Below are 15,925 nucleotides of genomic sequence, written 5' to 3'. Positions count from 1 at the left end.
TTAAGAGGCGTGTTTTGCAGCTGAATCCGTTTCAGGTGTCGTTGTGCGAGGCGCTTGATACAGCGCGACGCGAGGTAAACGGGAAAGAACCACCAGTGCAAGTACGCCCAGTGCGGCGCAGATCAACAGCCCTGTACCGACTGCATGGGCGAGGGCAGTGCGAGCCAGCTGCAACGTGGTGTCGATATCTGTGGGCGTGTGCTGCAGCAGGACCTGAGGGTCGGCCAGACGCGCTATTGCCTGCATCTGGCCTGCCGAGGCCAGTGCATGTTGCAGATTGGCGACGTACAGCAACTTGACCAGCACACCCATTGCGGCAGTGCCCAGCAAGCCGCCAACCAGTCGCAACGATTGAGTGAGTGCTGTGGCGATACCGAGAAACTGCCGCTCGGCAAGCGTCTGGGTGAATACAGTGAGGTTGAGCAGAATGAACCCCAGACCCAGCCCCGCCAGCAGAATCAGACCCAGCAAGGTCGCGAAGCCGGCGTGCAGTCCGACCAGTGCCAAGGCGATGCAGGCAATCGACAAGGCAATGAATCCGCCAATCGGTAACCAGTTGGGGTTTGCCAGGCGCGTGACGATGCGACTGTTGACGATTGCGCCCAGAGTGATACTCAGGGCCAGTGGTGTCAGCAGCAGCCCGGCGTCCTGCGGCGAGTAGCCGTAGCTGCCCTGCAACAGCAGCGGCAGGTAGAACAGCAGGGTGAACATGATCGCACCGGCCAGCAACGACATGATGAACAGCAGGCGGATGCTACGATTGGCAAACAGCCCGGCGGGCAGCAAGGCAAATGCGCAACGGCGCTCCCTGAACCAAAGTCCGGTCATGGCAATAACGGTGACAGCGCCGCACAGCAGGCTGATCGCCAAAGAGCGCTGACCGAGCCATTCAACGAATAATTGCAGGCTGCCCAGGCTCAGGACAATCAACACCGCGCCGATCCAGTCGAGCCTGATCGCAGTGGCTGTTTGCGGGCGATACCAAGGTAAAAAGCGCCAGGCAAAAAACAACGCGATCACGCCCAGCGGCAGGTTCAGCCAGAACACGGAACGCCAGCCGAACTCGCCGGACAGGTAACCGCCCAGCCCTGGGCCGATGGCATTGACCACGCTGAACATGGCACTCAGCAGCACCTGCCAGCGCAGCCGCTGGCGGGTGTCGGGAAACAGCTCCGGCACACAGGCAAATGCCGTACCGATCAGCATCCCGCCCCCCACGCCTTGCAAGGCCCGGCCAATGACCAGCACCAACATGCTGTCGGCCAGCGCGCAGACCAGCGAAGCGAGGGTGAAAATGACCGTGGCGGCCAGCACGAATGGTTTGCGCCCGTAGAAATCGCCCAGTCGGCCAAAGATCGGAATGGTCACGATGGACGCCAGCAGGTAACCAGTGGCCACCCAGGCATACAGCTCGAAACCATTGAGCTCCGCGACGATGCTTGGCAATGCGTTGCCGATCACCGTCTGGTCGAGTGCGGACAGCATCAGCACCAGTGAAATGCCGAGCATGGCCAGCAGGGCCTGTCTGAAGGTCAGGGCCGGGTGGCTCGGGGTGGTCATGGCGAGGCGCTCAGCGCAACGCAGCGACGGCAGTCGCAATGCGTGTGCAACCGGTTTCAAGGGTTTCCAGGGCAGTCGCCGTAGACATCCGGAAGAACGGTGCCAGGCCATATGCAGTGCCTGCGACAACCGCCACGCCTTGGCTCTCCAGCAGGTACAGGACCACATCGGTGTCGGCTTCCAGTACCGAGCCTGACGGTGTGGTTTTGCCGATCAGTGCGCCGCAATTGACGTAGAGATAGAACGCGCCTTCGGGCTTGATGCAGCTCAGGCCGTCAATCGCGTTGATCAACTCCAGGCAGCGGTCGCGGCGTTGTTTGTAGACCTTGACGCTCTCGCCGACAAACGACTGGTCGCCATCAAGAGCTGCCACTGCGGCGGCCTGGCTCACCGAGCAGGCGTTGCTGGTGGATTGCGATTGCAGGGTGGCCATTGCGTTGATGATATCGCTGGGGCCTGCAGCGTAACCGATGCGCCAACCGGTCATGGCGTAGGTTTTCGATACGCCGTTGATGATCAGCACACGCTCGCGCAGCGCCGGTTCGACAGTCAGCAGATGGCTGAGCGGGGTGTCGTCATAGCGAATGTGCTCGTAAATATCATCGGTCATGACCAGCACGTCCGGGTAGTCGAGCAGCACGTCGGCCAGTGCCCGCCATTCAGTTGCGCTGTAGGTCGCGCCGGTCGGGTTGCTCGGCGAGTTGAGCAGCAGCCAGCGGGTACGCGGCGTGATTGCGTGGCGCAGTTGCTCGGCGGTGAGCTTGAACTGATTGTCTTCGGGGCATGCCAGGGTCACCGGGCGACCGTCGCAGGCCAGCACCATGTCCGGGTACGACACCCAATACGGCGCGGGGATCAGCACTTCGTCGTCAATACCCAGGGTCGCTGCGAAGGCATTGAAGATCGCAGCTTTGGCACCGCTGGTGACTACGATCTGGCCGGGGGCGTAGGTCAGGCCGTTTTCACGCTGGAGTTTGGCGGCAATCGCGTCGCGCAGGGCGGCCGTACCGGCGTTCAGCGTGTAGCGGGTTTCACCGTTTTCGATGGCGGCAGAGGCGGCCTGACAAATGTGGGCAGGCGTATCGAAGTCGGGTTCGCCAACCACCAGATTGATGATCGACTTGCCTGCGCGCCGCAGTTCATTGGCCCGATCGGCAGCAGCGCTGCTGGGCGATGGTTTGATGCGGAGCACGCGGGCAGCGATGCGAGATGCGGTCACGTTGGCATTCCTCGTTGATGGCCTTGACGGGGAATACGTTACGAGCCTGCAGAGTGCAGGCCATAAGACGAGTTTGTTCTGGGTTGATAGGCAGCGCTTATGACCGCAGATGAACCAGTGCTGCACCAAAAGCGGGCGAGCAATGCCTGCGGGGGCATCCATGCGTTGCGAACACGCTCGGCAGTTGCTGACATAGCAATTGCTTATGTCTGGTTTTTTCAGAGCTGGCCTGTGTCTTGCTGAAGCATCGGGGTCGTGACTCTGGAGTGCAGCACCTTGAACCTTCGCCGCTTGAAATACTTTGTGAAAATTGTCGACATCGGCAGCCTGACCCAAGCCGCCGATGTACTGCACATCGCACAACCTGCGTTAAGCCAGCAATTGGTGACGCTGGAAGCCGAGTTGCAGCAGCAGTTGCTGATCCGCACCAAGCGCGGCGTTACCCCGACCGAAGCGGGCAAGGTTTTGTACGGCCATGCTCAGGTCATCCTGCGTCAGTGCGAGCAGGCGCAAAGTGATGTCAACGCCAGCGGCCTGGCGTTGTCGGGACCGGTGTCGGTAGGGCTGGCCCCGGGCACCGCTGCGTCAACCTTGTCGCTGCCGTTGCTCAAACGGGTGCGCGAGCGTCATCCGGGTATTCTCCTGTACCTCAACGAGAACTTTGGCACCACGCTGAGCGAACTGATCATGAACGGACGCATGGACATGGCCGTTCTTTATGGCGGGCGCGAGGTGCATGGCCTGAGTTTTGTGCCGTTGATTCGCGAGCAACTGTATCTGGTCAGCGCCCAGGACACGCTTCAGGGCTGCGAGGAAATAGCGCTCGCCGAGCTGGCCGATATCGACCTGCTGTTACCCCGCACCTACAACACCATCCGCCGTCTGGTGGACGAGGCATTTGTGCGCATCGAGCGCAGTGCCCGGGTGGTGGCAGAAATCGAATCATCGACGACTCTGGCTGCCGCAGTAGCGGATCGATTCGGCTCGACCATTCTTCCCGAGTCGGCTGCGCGGGTGCTCGCCGATACGCATGCGGTCAACCTGAGCCGGATCGTCGAACCCGAGATCGAAGCGCCGCTGGCCCTGTGCCTGTCAGGCCACTTGCCGCTTTCGGTTCCGGCCCAGGCGGTCAAGGCCATCCTCCTGGAGCTGGTCGCAGAGATGCGCGGCAATCGCCGTACAGAGTAACCCCGGCGTCATAAGGGGCGCTTATCACCCCACAGTCAAACCGTCTTGGCGGTCAAAAATCGCTCTCGTTACATTGCCCTCAGCCACATTTCTTTTGCCAGGCAAGGGCTTTTGCATGAAACCGGAACGTATCAAAGCACTTATCGACCTGATGGCCGAATCGGACCTGAGTGAACTCAGCCTGTCTGAAGGCGATACGCAGTTGCGCTTGCTGCGTGAGTCGGTCGAGGCCGCCAGCGGCGTCAGTCCATCTGCATCAACGTCGCTGAAAGCGCCTGCAACCGATGCTGCTGCTTCCTCTCAGGCAAGTGCAACTGCCAATGCGCAAGAGGCTCAGGCCTGCGCCTCGCTGTATGGGGTCTTGCACCTGACCCCGGCGCCCGACCAGCCGCCCTTCGTTGAAGTCGGCACGTCAGTCGACGTGGGGCAGACCCTGGCAGTGGTTGAAGCCATGAAGATGTTTCATCCGGTGACGGCTGAAAAGGCAGGGGTCGTGACCGCCATTCTGGTTGCCAACGGCGAAGAGGTTCAGGCCGGACAAGCGCTTTTCAGCATCGGTTGAAGGTCTTGGGTGGCCGTGCGGCTGCCTTCCGGGTTCACAGATCAGGGGTTTTTGATGTTCGATAAAGTGTTGATCGCCAACCGCGGCGAAATTGCCCTGCGCATCCAGCGCGCCTGCAAAGGCCTGGGCCTGAGTACGGTTGCGGTCTATTCCGAAGCGGATCGCGATGCCAGCTATGTACGGCAGGCCGATGAGTCACTGTGCATAGGCCCGGCCGCGCCGGGGCAGAGTTATCTGAATCAGGCTGCCGTGCTTTACGCTGCGCAGTTGACCGGTGCTCAGGCGATCCATCCCGGTTACGGGTTTCTGTCTGAAAACGCCGCGTTCGCCGAGCGCATCGAACAGGCTGGCCTGACGTTCATCGGCCCCAGTGCCGCCTGCATTCGGGTGATGGGCGACAAGGTCGCGGCCAAGCGGGCAATGCGTGAGGCTGGCGTGCCGTGCGTGCCAGGCCCGGATACCAGCATGCCTGCCGATCCGCAAGGTATCCTGAAAATTGCCCGTGACATTGGTTACCCGGTCATCGTCAAGGCCGCTGGCGGTGGCGGCGGGCGGGGCATGCGCGTGGTTCAGGAAGAGCAGCAATTGCTTGATGCAATTACGCTGACCGGCGAAGAAGCCCGCCGGGCCTTCGGTAATCCCGAGTTGTATATCGAGAAGTTTCTGGGGCAGCCGCGCCATGTCGAAATCCAGGTGCTGTGCGATGCCTATGGCAATGCCGTCTGGCTCGGCTCGCGGGATTGCTCGATGCAGCGGCGACATCAGAAGGTGCTTGAAGAGGCGCCTGCACCGGGCATCGACCCGGCACTCATGGCCAGAGTGGGCGAACGTTGCGCACTGGCCTGCCGGCAGATCGGTTACCAGGGCGTAGGCACGTTCGAATTCCTGTTTGAAAACGACGAGTTCTATTTCATCGAAATGAATACTCGCCTACAGGTCGAGCACCCGGTCACGGAAATGACTTCCGGAATCGACATCGTTCAGCAGCAGATTCGCATGGCGATGGGCGAGCGCCTGAGTTTCAGCCAGGCCGACGTCAGCGTGTCGGGCCACTCGCTGGAATGCCGGATCAACGCCGAGGACCCGCGCAGCTTCATGCCTACGCCGGGGCTAGTCACCCGCTGGGAGATTCCTGGTGGTTTTGGCGTACGGGTCGACTCGCATGTGAGCCACGGTTATCGCGTTCCGCCTTATTACGATTCGATGGTGGCGAAGGTCATCACCCACGGTGCCAGTCGCGATGAGGCTTTGGCACGTATGCGCCTGGCGCTGAGCGAAATGCACGTCGAGGGAATCTCTACCAACATCGCGCTGCATCGCGACATTTTGCAGGACCCGGTGTTCTGCAAGGGTGGCATGGACATTCACCACCTGGAGCGCTGGTTACAGACAAGGAGCCAGCCATGACCCTCCAGCAGTTGCCGCCACGAATCACTTTGCTGGGAACCACCGCCTTGCTGTTCGAAGCACCCGGCGAGCTTGAGCTGGCAGCGCAGCAACGCATATGGGCGCTGGCCAGCCTGAGCAAGGACTGGCCGCAGGTGCGCGAAGCGGTGCCGGGCATGAACAACCTGATGCTGACCTTCGCAGCGCCGCCACGCGACCTGACCGGCTTGAAAACCCGCTTGCTGGAGGCCTGGGAGCAATGCCAGCCGCTGCCGTTGCAAGGCCGGATCATCGAGTTGCCGGTGGTGTATGGCGGTGACGGCGGACCGCACATGGCCGATGTCATCGCCCATACCGGACTGGATATCGAGACCATCGCCAATCTGCACTGCGAACCGCTTTACCCGGTGTACGCCTTGGGCAGCCACCCCGGTTATTGCTATCTGGGCGGCATGGATCAGCGTCTTGCGACGCCTCGGCGCAAAGTGCCGGTACTCGATATCGGTGCCGGCTCGGTTTCCATCGGCGGCGTGCAGACGGGTATCTCCGCTTCGGCTGGTCCCAGTGGCTGGAACACGATAGGGCGCACGGAAATGGTGTTTTTCGACGCTGATCAGAACCCTCCGGCGCTGTTGCAGCCCGGCGATCAACTGCGCTTGCGTATCGAGAGGATCATTCGATGATCGAAGTTATCAGCGCCACCGCACTGGCGACGATCCAGGATCTGGGCCGGCATGGCAGCCTAGGCTACGGCGTCGGCACCTCCGGCGCAATGGACACGCTGTCGTTGCGGCTCGGCAATTTGTTGCTGGGCAACGATGAGGACGCGGCAGGCATCGAAATTCCACTGTTCCCGTTCGAAGTGCGTTTTGTCGAGGACTGCACTTTTGCTATCACCGGTGCTGCCTGTTCTGCACGGCTGGATGGCGAGCGACTGCCGGGTAACTGGATCGCTCAGGCGCGCAAGAATCAGGTGTTGAAGCTGAGTTACCCAACGACGGGCAGTCGCGCCTATTTATGCCTGGCGGGCGGTGTGGATGTGCCGCAGGTTCTGGGCTCGCGCAGCACGCAATTGCGCGGTGCATTTGGTGGCTGGCAGGGCCGCGCCTTGCAGCAGGGCGATCTGATTCCCGCCGGTGCGGCTAATCAACCGCGCGCTGGTGATTTTGGTCTGCAATCTGCTGCGGCGGCCTTGCCGTTGATTATCGACGAGCTACCGGCCATACGCGTACTGCCTGCCGCCGAGTTCGACTGCTTCAGCGTTGAAGCCCAACAAACATTTTTTGCCGGCGAGTGGAAAATCACCACGCAAAGCAATCGCTATGGTTATCGCATGGAAGGTACGCCCCTATTGCCAAGGGAGGCGCTGGAAATTCGCTCTCACGGCATTGTGCCCGGGGTGATTCAGGTGCCCCACGGCGGCCAGCCGATTGTGCAAATGCGCGATGCCCAGCCCAGCGGCGGCTATCCAAAGTTTGCGACGGTTATCGAAGCCGACCTGTGGCGTCTCGGTCAGGCCCCCATCGGCAGCAAGGTGCGCTTCGTGCAATGCAGCTACGAGGAGGCCGTCGAGGCACTGGACACCAATCACGCCTTCATCGAAGACGCCCGGCGCTTGCTTGCGCTGCGCGGCCTGCAAGGACATCGCTGATGAACATCAATGAAATTCGCCAACTGGCAGGCTGGATTCGTGATGCCGGGCTCACGGTTCTTGAACTGAAACGACCAGGGTTCGAGTTGTTGATCCGACGCGGTGTACGTGCGGATAACCCTGCATCGCGAGCTGACGTGGACGTCGCAGTCGAACAGCCGCCAGCCACTGCGCTTGTAATAGCTGCGGATAACCCCGGCGTTTTTGTATCGAGACACCCCGACGAAAAAAACAGCTACGTAAAACCCGGCGACACCGTTGCAGTCGGGCAGTTGCTGGGCCTGTTGCGCATCGGCCTGCTTTATCTGCCGGTGCGCAGCCAGCAGGCAGGGCGTGTGACGCGTTTTCTGGCTGCCGAGCATGAACGGGTCGGTTACGGCCAGCCGCTGATTGAACTGGAGGAGTGACACGATGCGCATCGATCTGAACGCTGATCTGGGTGAGGGCTTCGGCCCCTGGACCATGGGTGAGGATGAGGCCCTAATGCAACTGATCTCCTCGGCCAACGTGGCCTGTGGTTTTCATGCCGGTGATCCATTAATCATGAACAACACCGTGCACCGCGCCAAAGCCTTGGGCATCGATCTCGGCGCACATGTCGGTTTTCCTGATCTGCAGGGGTTCGGGCGGCGCAGAATGAACATCGAACTCAGCGAGTTGTGCAGCATCGTGGTGTATCAGCTGGGCGCTCTGGCAGGCATTGCAGCCGCTGCCGGATACCGCGTGACGCACATGAGCTTCCACGGCGCGCTGGGTAATATGGCCGCGGCCGATGCCGAACTGGCCAGGCCGCTGGTCAAGGCGGTCGCCGGTTTCGATGCGCGGATGATCATCAGTTCATCCAGCAGCGCGGCGATCGAACAGGCCGCCGAAGCGTGCGGCCTGAGAGTCGCGACCACGTTTCTGGCCGACCGTGCCTACGACGAAAACTGCCTGTTGGTGCCGCGTGGCATTGCGGGGGCGGTGATCAAGGACCCGCAGCAGGTCCGCGCCAGGGTTGCGCAACTGTTGCAGGACGGCACGGTTACGACCCTGAGCGGCAAGCGCGTGGCGGTCAATGCCCAATCAATCCTGTTGCATGGCGACACGCCGGGGGCGGTGGAGCTGGCGCGCAGCATTCGCCAAAGCATCGAAGAGCAGGGCGGTGTCATTACCCCGGTTTCACAGCTGCTCGGGTCATAAGCGCAGCTTATTGCCACACAACCATTGTGTCTTGGTCGCTGCCCATGACGCTCGTTAAAGTCCGGTACAAGACGATCAGCATTAAATAGCGGCATGACTGATCGACGCTTATTTAAGGAAACCCCGACATGCCTTTTTCCGATTACAAAACCGCGCTGGTCACCGGCGCTTCTTCCGGCATTGGCGAAGCCGTCGTCGAACGGCTGTGTGCCGAAGGTCTGCAGGTTCATGCGCTGGCGCGCAGTGCAGACAAGCTGGCGGCCCTGGCGCAGCGCACCGGCTGCATTGCGCATGCTATTGACGTGACTGATCTGGCCGGTCTGACCGCATTGTTCCAGGCCCATCAGTTCGATGTTGTGGTCAACAACGCCGGGGTCGACCGGCCCGGTTCGCTGCTCAAGGCCGACGCCGAAGGAATTGATCTGCTGGTCGATGTGAACCTGCGCGCGGTATTGCAGATCGCCAGGCTTTCGTTGCCGGGGATGGTCGAGCGTGACAACGGGCACATCATCAACATCAGCTCGATTGCCGCCGCCTACAACTTCGGCGGCAACTCGACGTACCACGCCACCAAGGCTGCCGTGAGCATGCTTTCTCGCCAGTTACGTATCGATGCGTTCGGCAAGCGCGTGCGGGTGACCGAAATCTGCCCCGGACGTGTGGCCACGGATATTTTCGCCCATGTGCATGGCGATTCCGAGGAAGTGCGCAAACGCTTTATCGAGGGCTATGAGCTGCCTGTGGCCAAGGACATTGCCGATGCAATCGCCTACGTGATCGCTGCGCCCATCGCGGTCAACATCGGCCATATGGAAATCACCCCGACGTTACAGGTACCCGGCGGGCTGTCGACCGCGCGTCCGCAGGACTATGAAGGCTGAGACTGCGCCTCGCTGCAAGCGCTGTACCCATCACGAGAGCGGCACCAGCCGCCACGCGACACCCGCACCAGTACCCCTGGTGCCTTGCTTCTGCCCTGGCTGAATGTCTATGGGAACAACCATGACGAGTAAATTCGATCTTTCAGCGATCCTGCAGGGCGAGTACGCCGAGCTGATCGTCAAGGGCATAGAGACAACCCTGCAACTGGCATTTGTTGCCTGGTGCATGGCCATGGCGGTGGCCTTGCTGCTGGTGTCGATTCGACTGACCGGCAACAAATACGCCGAGCGTCTGGTGGCGGGCTATGTGTCCTACCACCGCAACGTGCCGACCCTGGTTCAACTGATGCTCTGGTATTTCGGTATTCCGACGCTGCTGTCCGAAAGCACGCAGATCTGGCTGGCCAATTACAGCACCGAATACCTGTTCTCGGTCATTGCACTGGGCCTTTGCCAGGCGGCTTACTTCAGTGAAGACATCCGCAGTGGGTTACGCGCGATTCCGGCCGGGCAAGTCGAGGCGTCGCGCGCGCTGGGCCTGGGTTATGTGCGCTCGATGCGTTACGTGATCCTGCCGCAAGGGGTTCGCAACTGCCTGCCGTCGCTGATCAATCACACGGTCCTGTTGTTCAAGAACACCAGCCTGGTCATGGCCATCGGCGTCGTCGAGCTTACTTATGCCACTCGCGAGGTCGAAAACTACACCTTTCGCACCTTCGAAGCGTATCTGGTCGCAACTGTGGTCTACCTGGCCATTTCACTGATGCTGATGGGCCTGGGTGCGTTGCTGGCCCGGCATTTCAGCAAAGCCATGGCGAGGTAGGCGACGATGTTCGATGTGTTCACGATTGTTCGCGATAACTGGACCTTGCTGCTGGTCGGCCAATATCCTCATGGCCCGATGGGCGGGCTGGTTTCAACACTGATGCTGGCGGCGCTGGCGCTGTTGCTGGCCTTTCCGCTGGGGCTGCTGCTGTCGCTGGCGCGGGTTTCGCCGTGGCGCTGGCTGCGTTACCCGGCCACGGTCTGGGTCTATGTGATGCGCGGCATTCCGCTGCTGATGGTGATTTTCTGGACCTACTTTCTGGTCCCGCTGCTGATCGGCCATAACATCACCGGCTTCACCACCATGCTCTGCACGCTGGTGGTCTATCAGAGCGCCTACCTGTGCGAAATCATCCGTGGCGCCATTCAGGCGCTGCCGACGGGTCAGTACGAAGCGTCCCGCGCACTGGGCATGGGCTATATGCGCACCACGGTCTGGGTGATCTTGCCGCAGGCGCTGTACAACGCTTTGCCAAGCCTGATCAGCCAGTTCATTTCGATCATCAAGGAAACGTCGCTGGGCTACGTGATCAACGTCCAGGAAGTGACCTTCGCCGCCAATCAGATCAACAACCAGCTGCTGACCAAGCCATTTCAGGTGTTCTTCATTCTGGCGATCACCTACTACGTGCTGTGCTACGGCCTGACCCGGCTGGCGGCAGTGGTGGAACGGCGGATTGCCCGCAAACGGGAGGGCAACGTGTCGCCTGCAGCCGTTCCCCGGCCTTTGACTACCGATAATTGAGGGTTGCCCAATGCATCCGATGATCATGTTTTCCAGGATCAACAAGTGGTATGGCGAGTACCAGGCCCTGACCGACATCACCGCTGAAGTGCAGCGCGGCGAGGTGGTGGTGCTGTGCGGGCCCTCGGGCTCGGGCAAGTCGACACTGATCCGTACCGTCAACCGTCTTGAAGATGTTCAGCAGGGCCAGATCCTGTTTGACGGCCACGACGTGAACGGCACCGACGCCAACGTCAATCGCTTGCGCAGTCGGGTAGGTTTTGTATTCCAGAGCTTCAATCTGTTCCCGCATCTGTCGGTGCTCGACAACATCATCCTGACGCCGACCAAAGTGCGCGGCCTGAAGAGCGGCGAGGCGCGTGCCAGGGCCATGGAACTGCTGGATCGGGTGGGGCTGGCACACAAGGCCGGCGCTTACCCGGCGCAGTTGTCCGGCGGCCAGCAGCAGCGCGTGGCGATTGCCCGGGCGCTGGCCATGGAACCGCCCGTGATGCTCTTTGACGAGCCCACCAGCGCACTCGACCCGGAAATGGTCGGCGAGGTGCTCAGCGTCATGAAAGGCCTGGCCAAAGAGGGCATGACCATGATGTGCGTCACCCACGAGATGAATTTTGCCCGTGAAGTGGCCGACACCATCTGGTTCATGGATGCGGGGCAGATCCTCGAAAAATCCAGCCCGGAGGCATTCTTTCAGCAGCCTGAACACCCGCGTGCCCAACGCTTCATTTCCGATCTGCGCAGCCATTGAGCGCAGGCCCTTTTTTTCAACGAATGTTTAAGCGAATCCCTCAATTCATTTCCAGGAGTCTCACCATGTGTATGAAGTCTTTGCTGGCTGCACTGGCGTTGTTGCCACTGGCTGTTGCAGTTGCCCACGCTGATCAGCTCAGTGATGTGATGAGCAAGAAAAGCCTGAGTTGCGGCGTCTATGCCGATGTGCCGCCGTTCTCGGCACCGGACCCGAAAACCCGTGAACTGGTAGGCATGGACGTCGACCTCTGCAAGGCGCTGGCGAACCACATGGGCGTCGAGCTGGAGCTCAAGCCGCTGTCTGTCGAAGCGCGTATTCCGGAAGTCAAAATGGGCCGTGTGGACGTTATCTTCGCCAACCTGGCCTATACCAAGAGCCGCGCCGACCAGATCCAGTTCAGCGACCCGTACTACATCGCCAAGGAAACGCTGGTGGTGCGCGCCGCCAATGCCGATCAACCAAAATCCTTTTTCAAAGGCAAACGCATCAGCTCGACCAAAGGCTCTACGTCCGAACAGTCGATTCGGTTGGCTGATGCTACGCCTGTGACCTTCCAGGACACCGGTTCTGCCTACATGGCGCTGCAACAGAACAAAGTGGTGGGCCTGGTGACCAACACCATGACCGCGATCAAGCTGGTCGGGCAGGCCAAGGCCAGTGGTGTGGAGCTGGCAATTGCCAAGGAACCGATGGCGCTGGAGCCTATCGGTGCCGGCATGCGTCAGGGCGAGCCGGCATTTTTGGCCAAGGTCAACGAATCGCTACGCGCGATGGAAGCGGCAGGTGAAATCGACGCGATCTGGGCGCAGTGGATCGGCCCGAATACCGAATACAAAATGGTTCGTGAAGACAAGGTGCAAAGCCTCAGCGAATTGAAGTTCGACCCGCTGCCTTGATCAAATCTTGATATTTCCTTGAGGGTTTATTGATAGTCGACGTTCAGAGTTCTGCCGACAGTATTAACCGTCGGCATGACCCCGTGTGGGCGCCTCAGAGGAAAAAATGTCTGATCGCTCAGGTTCTGTTTCTGCATCGACAATTGGCGCTTCAATCACTGGAAAAAGGCGATTCGGTGCCTCGCCGGTATGGCTGATTCCGGTGATTGCTGCTCTGGTATGCGTATCGCTGTTGATCAGCAGTTCACTGTCGAAAGGGCCGAGAATCTTCATCAGTTTTCAAAGCGCCGAAGGGCTTGAAGCGCATAAGACCAGGGTCAAGGTCAAAAATGTCGTGATCGGCGAGGTGTCGGCCGTCGCCCTCAGCAAAGACCGTACGGGTGTTGTGGCGACAGTGGATCTGAATGCCGACGCCAGTGCCTTCACTGCCGAGGACTCCATGTTCTGGGTGGTGCGCCCGCGTATCGGGGCCAAGGGCGTTTCCGGCGTGGATACCCTGCTTTCCGGGCCGTTTATCGCAGCAGACAGCGGGACGTCCGAGCACCCGAAAAAACACTTTATTGGTCAGGAAAGCCCACCACCCCTCACGTTTGGCGCAAAAGGCACACGTTTTACCCTGCACGCCGAGGACATGGGCTCACTCGATGTCGGTTCTCCTGTCTATTATCGGCGCATTCAAGTCGGTCAAGTGGTTGCCTGTCATTTGTCCGAGGATGGCAAAGGTGTGGATGCGGAAATTTTCATCAATGCACCCAACGACCGGTTTGTGACCACCGATACACGGTTCTGGAACGCCAGCGGTATTGGTCTGACGGTTGATGCCGATGGGCTGAAGATAAAGACTGAATCGGTTTCGACGTTACTGGCCGGAGGTGTGGCCTTCGTTGAGCCGGGATACGGTTCGAGCGCGCCAAGGGCTGCAGAGCATGCACGTTTCAAGCTGTTCGAAGATCAGCAAAAGGCGCTGTCACCGCCCGATGGCGAGCCGGGTTATATCCGCATGATGTTCAAGCAGTCCTTGCGTGGCCTTGAAGTCAATTCGCCCGTCGAGTTCATGGGCATAAATCTGGGGCGAGTGGTCTCCGTCGATCTTGACTACGATGCGGCCAGCAAGTCTTTTTCCAGCATTGTAGGGGCGGTTATCTACCCGGACCGCCTTGGGCAGGCCAACGAAAAGATCGTAGAGACATTGGGCACACCCGACGATTCGCGTACCGCGCAGTTGATCGCCGACTTCGTCAAACAGGGGCTGCGCGCGCAGCCTCGCAGTGCGAGCCTGCTGACCGGGCAGCTTTATGTTTCTCTGGGTTTCTTTGCCAACGCTGCGCCGGTTCAATTCGATGTCAACGCACGGCCGCTGATAATCCCCACGGTACCGGGAGAACTGGAGAAGATGCAGGAGCAGGTACAACTGATCGTTGAAAAGGTCAGCAAACTGCCGGTGCAGGAGATCGCCGGCAATCTGAATGGCAGCCTTGACGAAGCGCACAAGACGTTCAAGCTGTTCAACGCGGACGTGATGCCTGAACTTCACACTGTTCTGGGGCAGTCCCGAAACACGATGGAGATAGCCGGGGCGGCCCTTGCAGAAGACTCGCCGGTACGCCAGCAGGTCAGCCGGACGATGGACGAGGTTCAACGTACGGCCCGCTCGGTGCGGGTCCTGACCGATTATATAAGCCGCAACCCCGAAGCCTTGATCCGTGGTCGCACCCGGCAGGATGCGCCGAGTATCTACCCGCCGGCCAGTTCTGCGCCACGGTCTGACTGACGCTGCCAAAACGTGCTCAATACCTTGGTTTTACGGCCTTCCATTGCGGCTGATACTTCTGCATCTGCTTCACGTCATCGCGCTGACGAATGCCACAGCTGTGGTACTGATCGTTGAGCTTGCCAAGCTGGTCGTAATCCAGCTCAAGGCCCAGGCCCGGCGCGCGGGTGATGCTGACGCAGCCGTCGACAATCGGCAGCTTGCCGCCCTTGATGACTTCCTCATCCGGTTCCTGCCACGGGTAGTGCGTATCGCAGGCGTAGTCCAGATTGGGCACGGACGCAGCGACGTGGGCCATGGCCATGAGGCTGATCCCGAGATGCGAGTTGGAGTGCATCGACACACCGAGGCCGAAGGTGTCGCACATCTTCGCCAGCGCCTGGGTGTCGCGCAGGCCGCCCCAGTAATGGTGGTCGGCGAGTACGATCTGCACGCTGTCGAGGGCCACGCTGCGTCGAAATTCATCGAAATCGGTCACGACCATGTTGGTCGCCAGTGGCAGGCCGGTACGCTTGTGCAATTCCGACATGCCATCCAGACCAGGGGTCGGGTCTTCGTAGTACTGCAGGTCATCGCCCAGCAGCTCTGCCATGCGAATCGAGGTTTCCAGCGACCAGTTGCCGTTGGGGTCGATACGCAGCGGGTAGCCGGGGAAGGCTTTTTTCAGCGCCTTGATGCACGACACCTCGTGTTCCGGCTCCAGCGCACCGGCCTTGAGCTTGATGCTTTTGAAGCCATAGGCTTCGATCATACGCCGTGCCTGAGCAACGATCTGCTCTTCGCTGAGCGCTTCACCCCAGCTGTCGGGCGGGTAAGGCGCATCGGCATGCTGCGCGTATTTGAAGAACAGGTAGGCGCTGAAGGGTATCTGGTCACGAATGGCACCGCCGAGCAGGTCCACCAAAGGCAGGTTCATGGAACGTGCCTGCAGGTCCAGAAACGCCACCTCGAATGCTGAATAAGCGTTGCTTACCGCTTTGCTGGCGTGCGAACCCGGTGCCAGTTCAGCACCGGCGAGGCTGGCAGGCTTGTGTGCCGCAACCGTCGCCTGAACGATGCTGCGCAGTTGATTGAGGTTGAACGGGTCGAGCCCGATCAACTGGTTCTGCACCTGTTGCTGAATGGCCAGCGCCGGGGCGTCGCCATAGCTTTCGCCGAGGCCGATGTAACCGTTGTCGCTTTCCACTTCGATGATTGAGCGCAGGGCGAAAGGTTCATGGATACCGCTGGCGTTGAGCAGCGGCGGATCGCGAAAGGCGATTGGGGTTACGGTCACACGTATGATTTTCAAAGGGCGGTCTCCCGGTG

General features: G+C 60.1%; 16 protein-coding genes. 13 read left to right on the top strand and 3 right to left on the bottom strand.

What is annotated here, in order from left to right; translation table 11 throughout:
- Together KP808_RS13260 and KP808_RS13255 are read right to left on the bottom strand one after the other, a co-directional pair.
- Positions 1 to 1,599, bottom strand: coding sequence for an MFS transporter (locus KP808_RS13260; RefSeq protein WP_230018862.1), 1,599 nt, complete (start codon positions 1,597 to 1,599; stop codon positions 1 to 3).
- Complete coding sequence (locus KP808_RS13255; protein WP_230016249.1) at positions 1,571 to 2,779, bottom strand: aspartate transaminase; 1,209 nt, start codon at positions 2,777 to 2,779, stop codon at positions 1,571 to 1,573. The genes KP808_RS13260 and KP808_RS13255 overlap by 29 nt, the downstream gene beginning before the upstream one ends.
- Positions 2,780 to 3,055: 276 nt before the next feature.
- Here KP808_RS13255 and nac point away from each other — a divergent pair, with 276 nt between their 5' ends.
- The 13 genes from nac to KP808_RS13190 all read left to right on the top strand — a co-directional run bounded on the left by nac (position 3,056) and on the right by KP808_RS13190 (position 14,617).
- A complete protein-coding gene (nac, locus tag KP808_RS13250; protein WP_230016248.1) occupies positions 3,056 to 3,967 on the top strand; it encodes a nitrogen assimilation transcriptional regulator NAC in 912 nt (303 codons plus the stop codon).
- A 115-nt stretch (positions 3,968 to 4,082) separates the two neighbouring features.
- On the top strand, positions 4,083 to 4,529 hold the full coding sequence (locus KP808_RS13245) for an acetyl-CoA carboxylase biotin carboxyl carrier protein (protein ID WP_002553473.1): 447 nt from the start codon (positions 4,083 to 4,085) through the stop codon (positions 4,527 to 4,529).
- A gap of 54 nt (positions 4,530 to 4,583) precedes the next feature.
- Positions 4,584 to 5,936: an acetyl-CoA carboxylase biotin carboxylase subunit gene (accC, locus tag KP808_RS13240; protein WP_230016247.1), complete on the top strand. Its 1,353-nt coding sequence runs from the start codon at positions 4,584 to 4,586 to the stop codon at positions 5,934 to 5,936.
- Complete coding sequence (gene pxpB, locus KP808_RS13235) at positions 5,933 to 6,598, top strand: 5-oxoprolinase subunit PxpB (protein WP_058409502.1); 666 nt, start codon at positions 5,933 to 5,935, stop codon at positions 6,596 to 6,598. The genes accC and pxpB overlap by 4 nt, the downstream gene beginning before the upstream one ends.
- Positions 6,595 to 7,566: a 5-oxoprolinase subunit C family protein gene (locus KP808_RS13230; protein WP_230016246.1), complete on the top strand. Its 972-nt coding sequence runs from the start codon at positions 6,595 to 6,597 to the stop codon at positions 7,564 to 7,566. Before pxpB ends, KP808_RS13230 begins: the two co-directional genes overlap by 4 nt.
- A complete protein-coding gene (locus tag KP808_RS13225; protein ID WP_230016245.1) occupies positions 7,566 to 7,973 on the top strand; it encodes a biotin/lipoyl-containing protein in 408 nt (135 codons plus the stop codon). Before KP808_RS13230 ends, KP808_RS13225 begins: the two co-directional genes overlap by 1 nt.
- A 4-nt stretch (positions 7,974 to 7,977) precedes the next feature.
- Complete coding sequence (locus KP808_RS13220) at positions 7,978 to 8,748, top strand: LamB/YcsF family protein (protein ID WP_058402883.1); 771 nt, start codon at positions 7,978 to 7,980, stop codon at positions 8,746 to 8,748.
- A 128-nt stretch (positions 8,749 to 8,876) separates the two neighbouring features.
- Positions 8,877 to 9,629 (top strand): SDR family oxidoreductase, encoded by a 753-nt coding sequence (locus KP808_RS13215; protein WP_057420503.1) that lies wholly within the window; start codon positions 8,877 to 8,879, stop codon positions 9,627 to 9,629.
- Positions 9,630 to 9,750: 121 nt separating this feature from the next.
- Positions 9,751 to 10,452, top strand: coding sequence for an amino acid ABC transporter permease (locus tag KP808_RS13210; protein ID WP_060411793.1), 702 nt, complete (start codon positions 9,751 to 9,753; stop codon positions 10,450 to 10,452).
- A gap of 6 nt (positions 10,453 to 10,458) precedes the next feature.
- Positions 10,459 to 11,199 carry an amino acid ABC transporter permease gene (locus KP808_RS13205; RefSeq protein ID WP_122281010.1) on the top strand — a complete coding sequence of 247 codons (741 nt, stop codon included), beginning with the start codon at positions 10,459 to 10,461 and terminating at the stop codon, positions 11,197 to 11,199.
- A 19-nt stretch (positions 11,200 to 11,218) separates the two neighbouring features.
- On the top strand, positions 11,219 to 11,947 hold the full coding sequence (locus KP808_RS13200) for an amino acid ABC transporter ATP-binding protein (RefSeq protein WP_193601305.1): 729 nt from the start codon (positions 11,219 to 11,221) through the stop codon (positions 11,945 to 11,947).
- Positions 11,948 to 12,012: 65 nt separating this feature from the next.
- The gene (locus tag KP808_RS13195) at positions 12,013 to 12,846 is read left to right on the top strand and encodes an ABC transporter substrate-binding protein (RefSeq protein ID WP_230016244.1); all 834 of its coding nucleotides are present in this window, start codon (positions 12,013 to 12,015) and stop codon (positions 12,844 to 12,846) included.
- Between the two features lie 106 nt (positions 12,847 to 12,952).
- A complete protein-coding gene (locus tag KP808_RS13190) occupies positions 12,953 to 14,617 on the top strand; it encodes a PqiB family protein (protein ID WP_230016243.1) in 1,665 nt (554 codons plus the stop codon).
- A 16-nt stretch (positions 14,618 to 14,633) separates the two neighbouring features.
- Here the strand turns inward: KP808_RS13190 and KP808_RS13185 are convergent, their stop codons facing one another.
- Positions 14,634 to 15,908, bottom strand: a complete 1,275-nt coding sequence (locus KP808_RS13185) for a glucarate dehydratase family protein (protein WP_230016242.1) — start codon at positions 15,906 to 15,908, stop codon at positions 14,634 to 14,636.
- Positions 15,909 to 15,925: the final 17 nt, after the last annotated feature.

This window comes from Pseudomonas savastanoi, assembly GCF_020917325.1.
Classification (GTDB): domain Bacteria; phylum Pseudomonadota; class Gammaproteobacteria; order Pseudomonadales; family Pseudomonadaceae; genus Aquipseudomonas; species Aquipseudomonas amygdali.
The sequence above is the reverse complement of the archived record's forward strand: the minus strand, read 5'-3'. Positions and strand labels throughout refer to the sequence as shown.

Coding starts and splice junctions, on each gene's coding strand:
- KP808_RS13210 (WP_060411793.1), top strand. CDS start 9,751: ATGACGAGTAAATTCGATCTTTCAGCGATCCTGCAGGGCGAGTACGCC.
- KP808_RS13190 (WP_230016243.1), top strand. CDS start 12,953: ATGTCTGATCGCTCAGGTTCTGTTTCTGCATCGACAATTGGCGCTTCA.
- KP808_RS13200 (WP_193601305.1), top strand. CDS start 11,219: ATGATCATGTTTTCCAGGATCAACAAGTGGTATGGCGAGTACCAGGCC.
- KP808_RS13230 (WP_230016246.1), top strand. CDS start 6,595: ATGATCGAAGTTATCAGCGCCACCGCACTGGCGACGATCCAGGATCTG.
- KP808_RS13220 (WP_058402883.1), top strand. CDS start 7,978: ATGCGCATCGATCTGAACGCTGATCTGGGTGAGGGCTTCGGCCCCTGG.
- KP808_RS13245 (WP_002553473.1), top strand. CDS start 4,083: ATGAAACCGGAACGTATCAAAGCACTTATCGACCTGATGGCCGAATCG.
- KP808_RS13215 (WP_057420503.1), top strand. CDS start 8,877: ATGCCTTTTTCCGATTACAAAACCGCGCTGGTCACCGGCGCTTCTTCC.
- accC (WP_230016247.1), top strand. CDS start 4,584: ATGTTCGATAAAGTGTTGATCGCCAACCGCGGCGAAATTGCCCTGCGC.
- KP808_RS13205 (WP_122281010.1), top strand. CDS start 10,459: ATGTTCGATGTGTTCACGATTGTTCGCGATAACTGGACCTTGCTGCTG.
- pxpB (WP_058409502.1), top strand. CDS start 5,933: ATGACCCTCCAGCAGTTGCCGCCACGAATCACTTTGCTGGGAACCACC.
- KP808_RS13225 (WP_230016245.1), top strand. CDS start 7,566: ATGAACATCAATGAAATTCGCCAACTGGCAGGCTGGATTCGTGATGCC.
- KP808_RS13195 (WP_230016244.1), top strand. CDS start 12,013: ATGTGTATGAAGTCTTTGCTGGCTGCACTGGCGTTGTTGCCACTGGCT.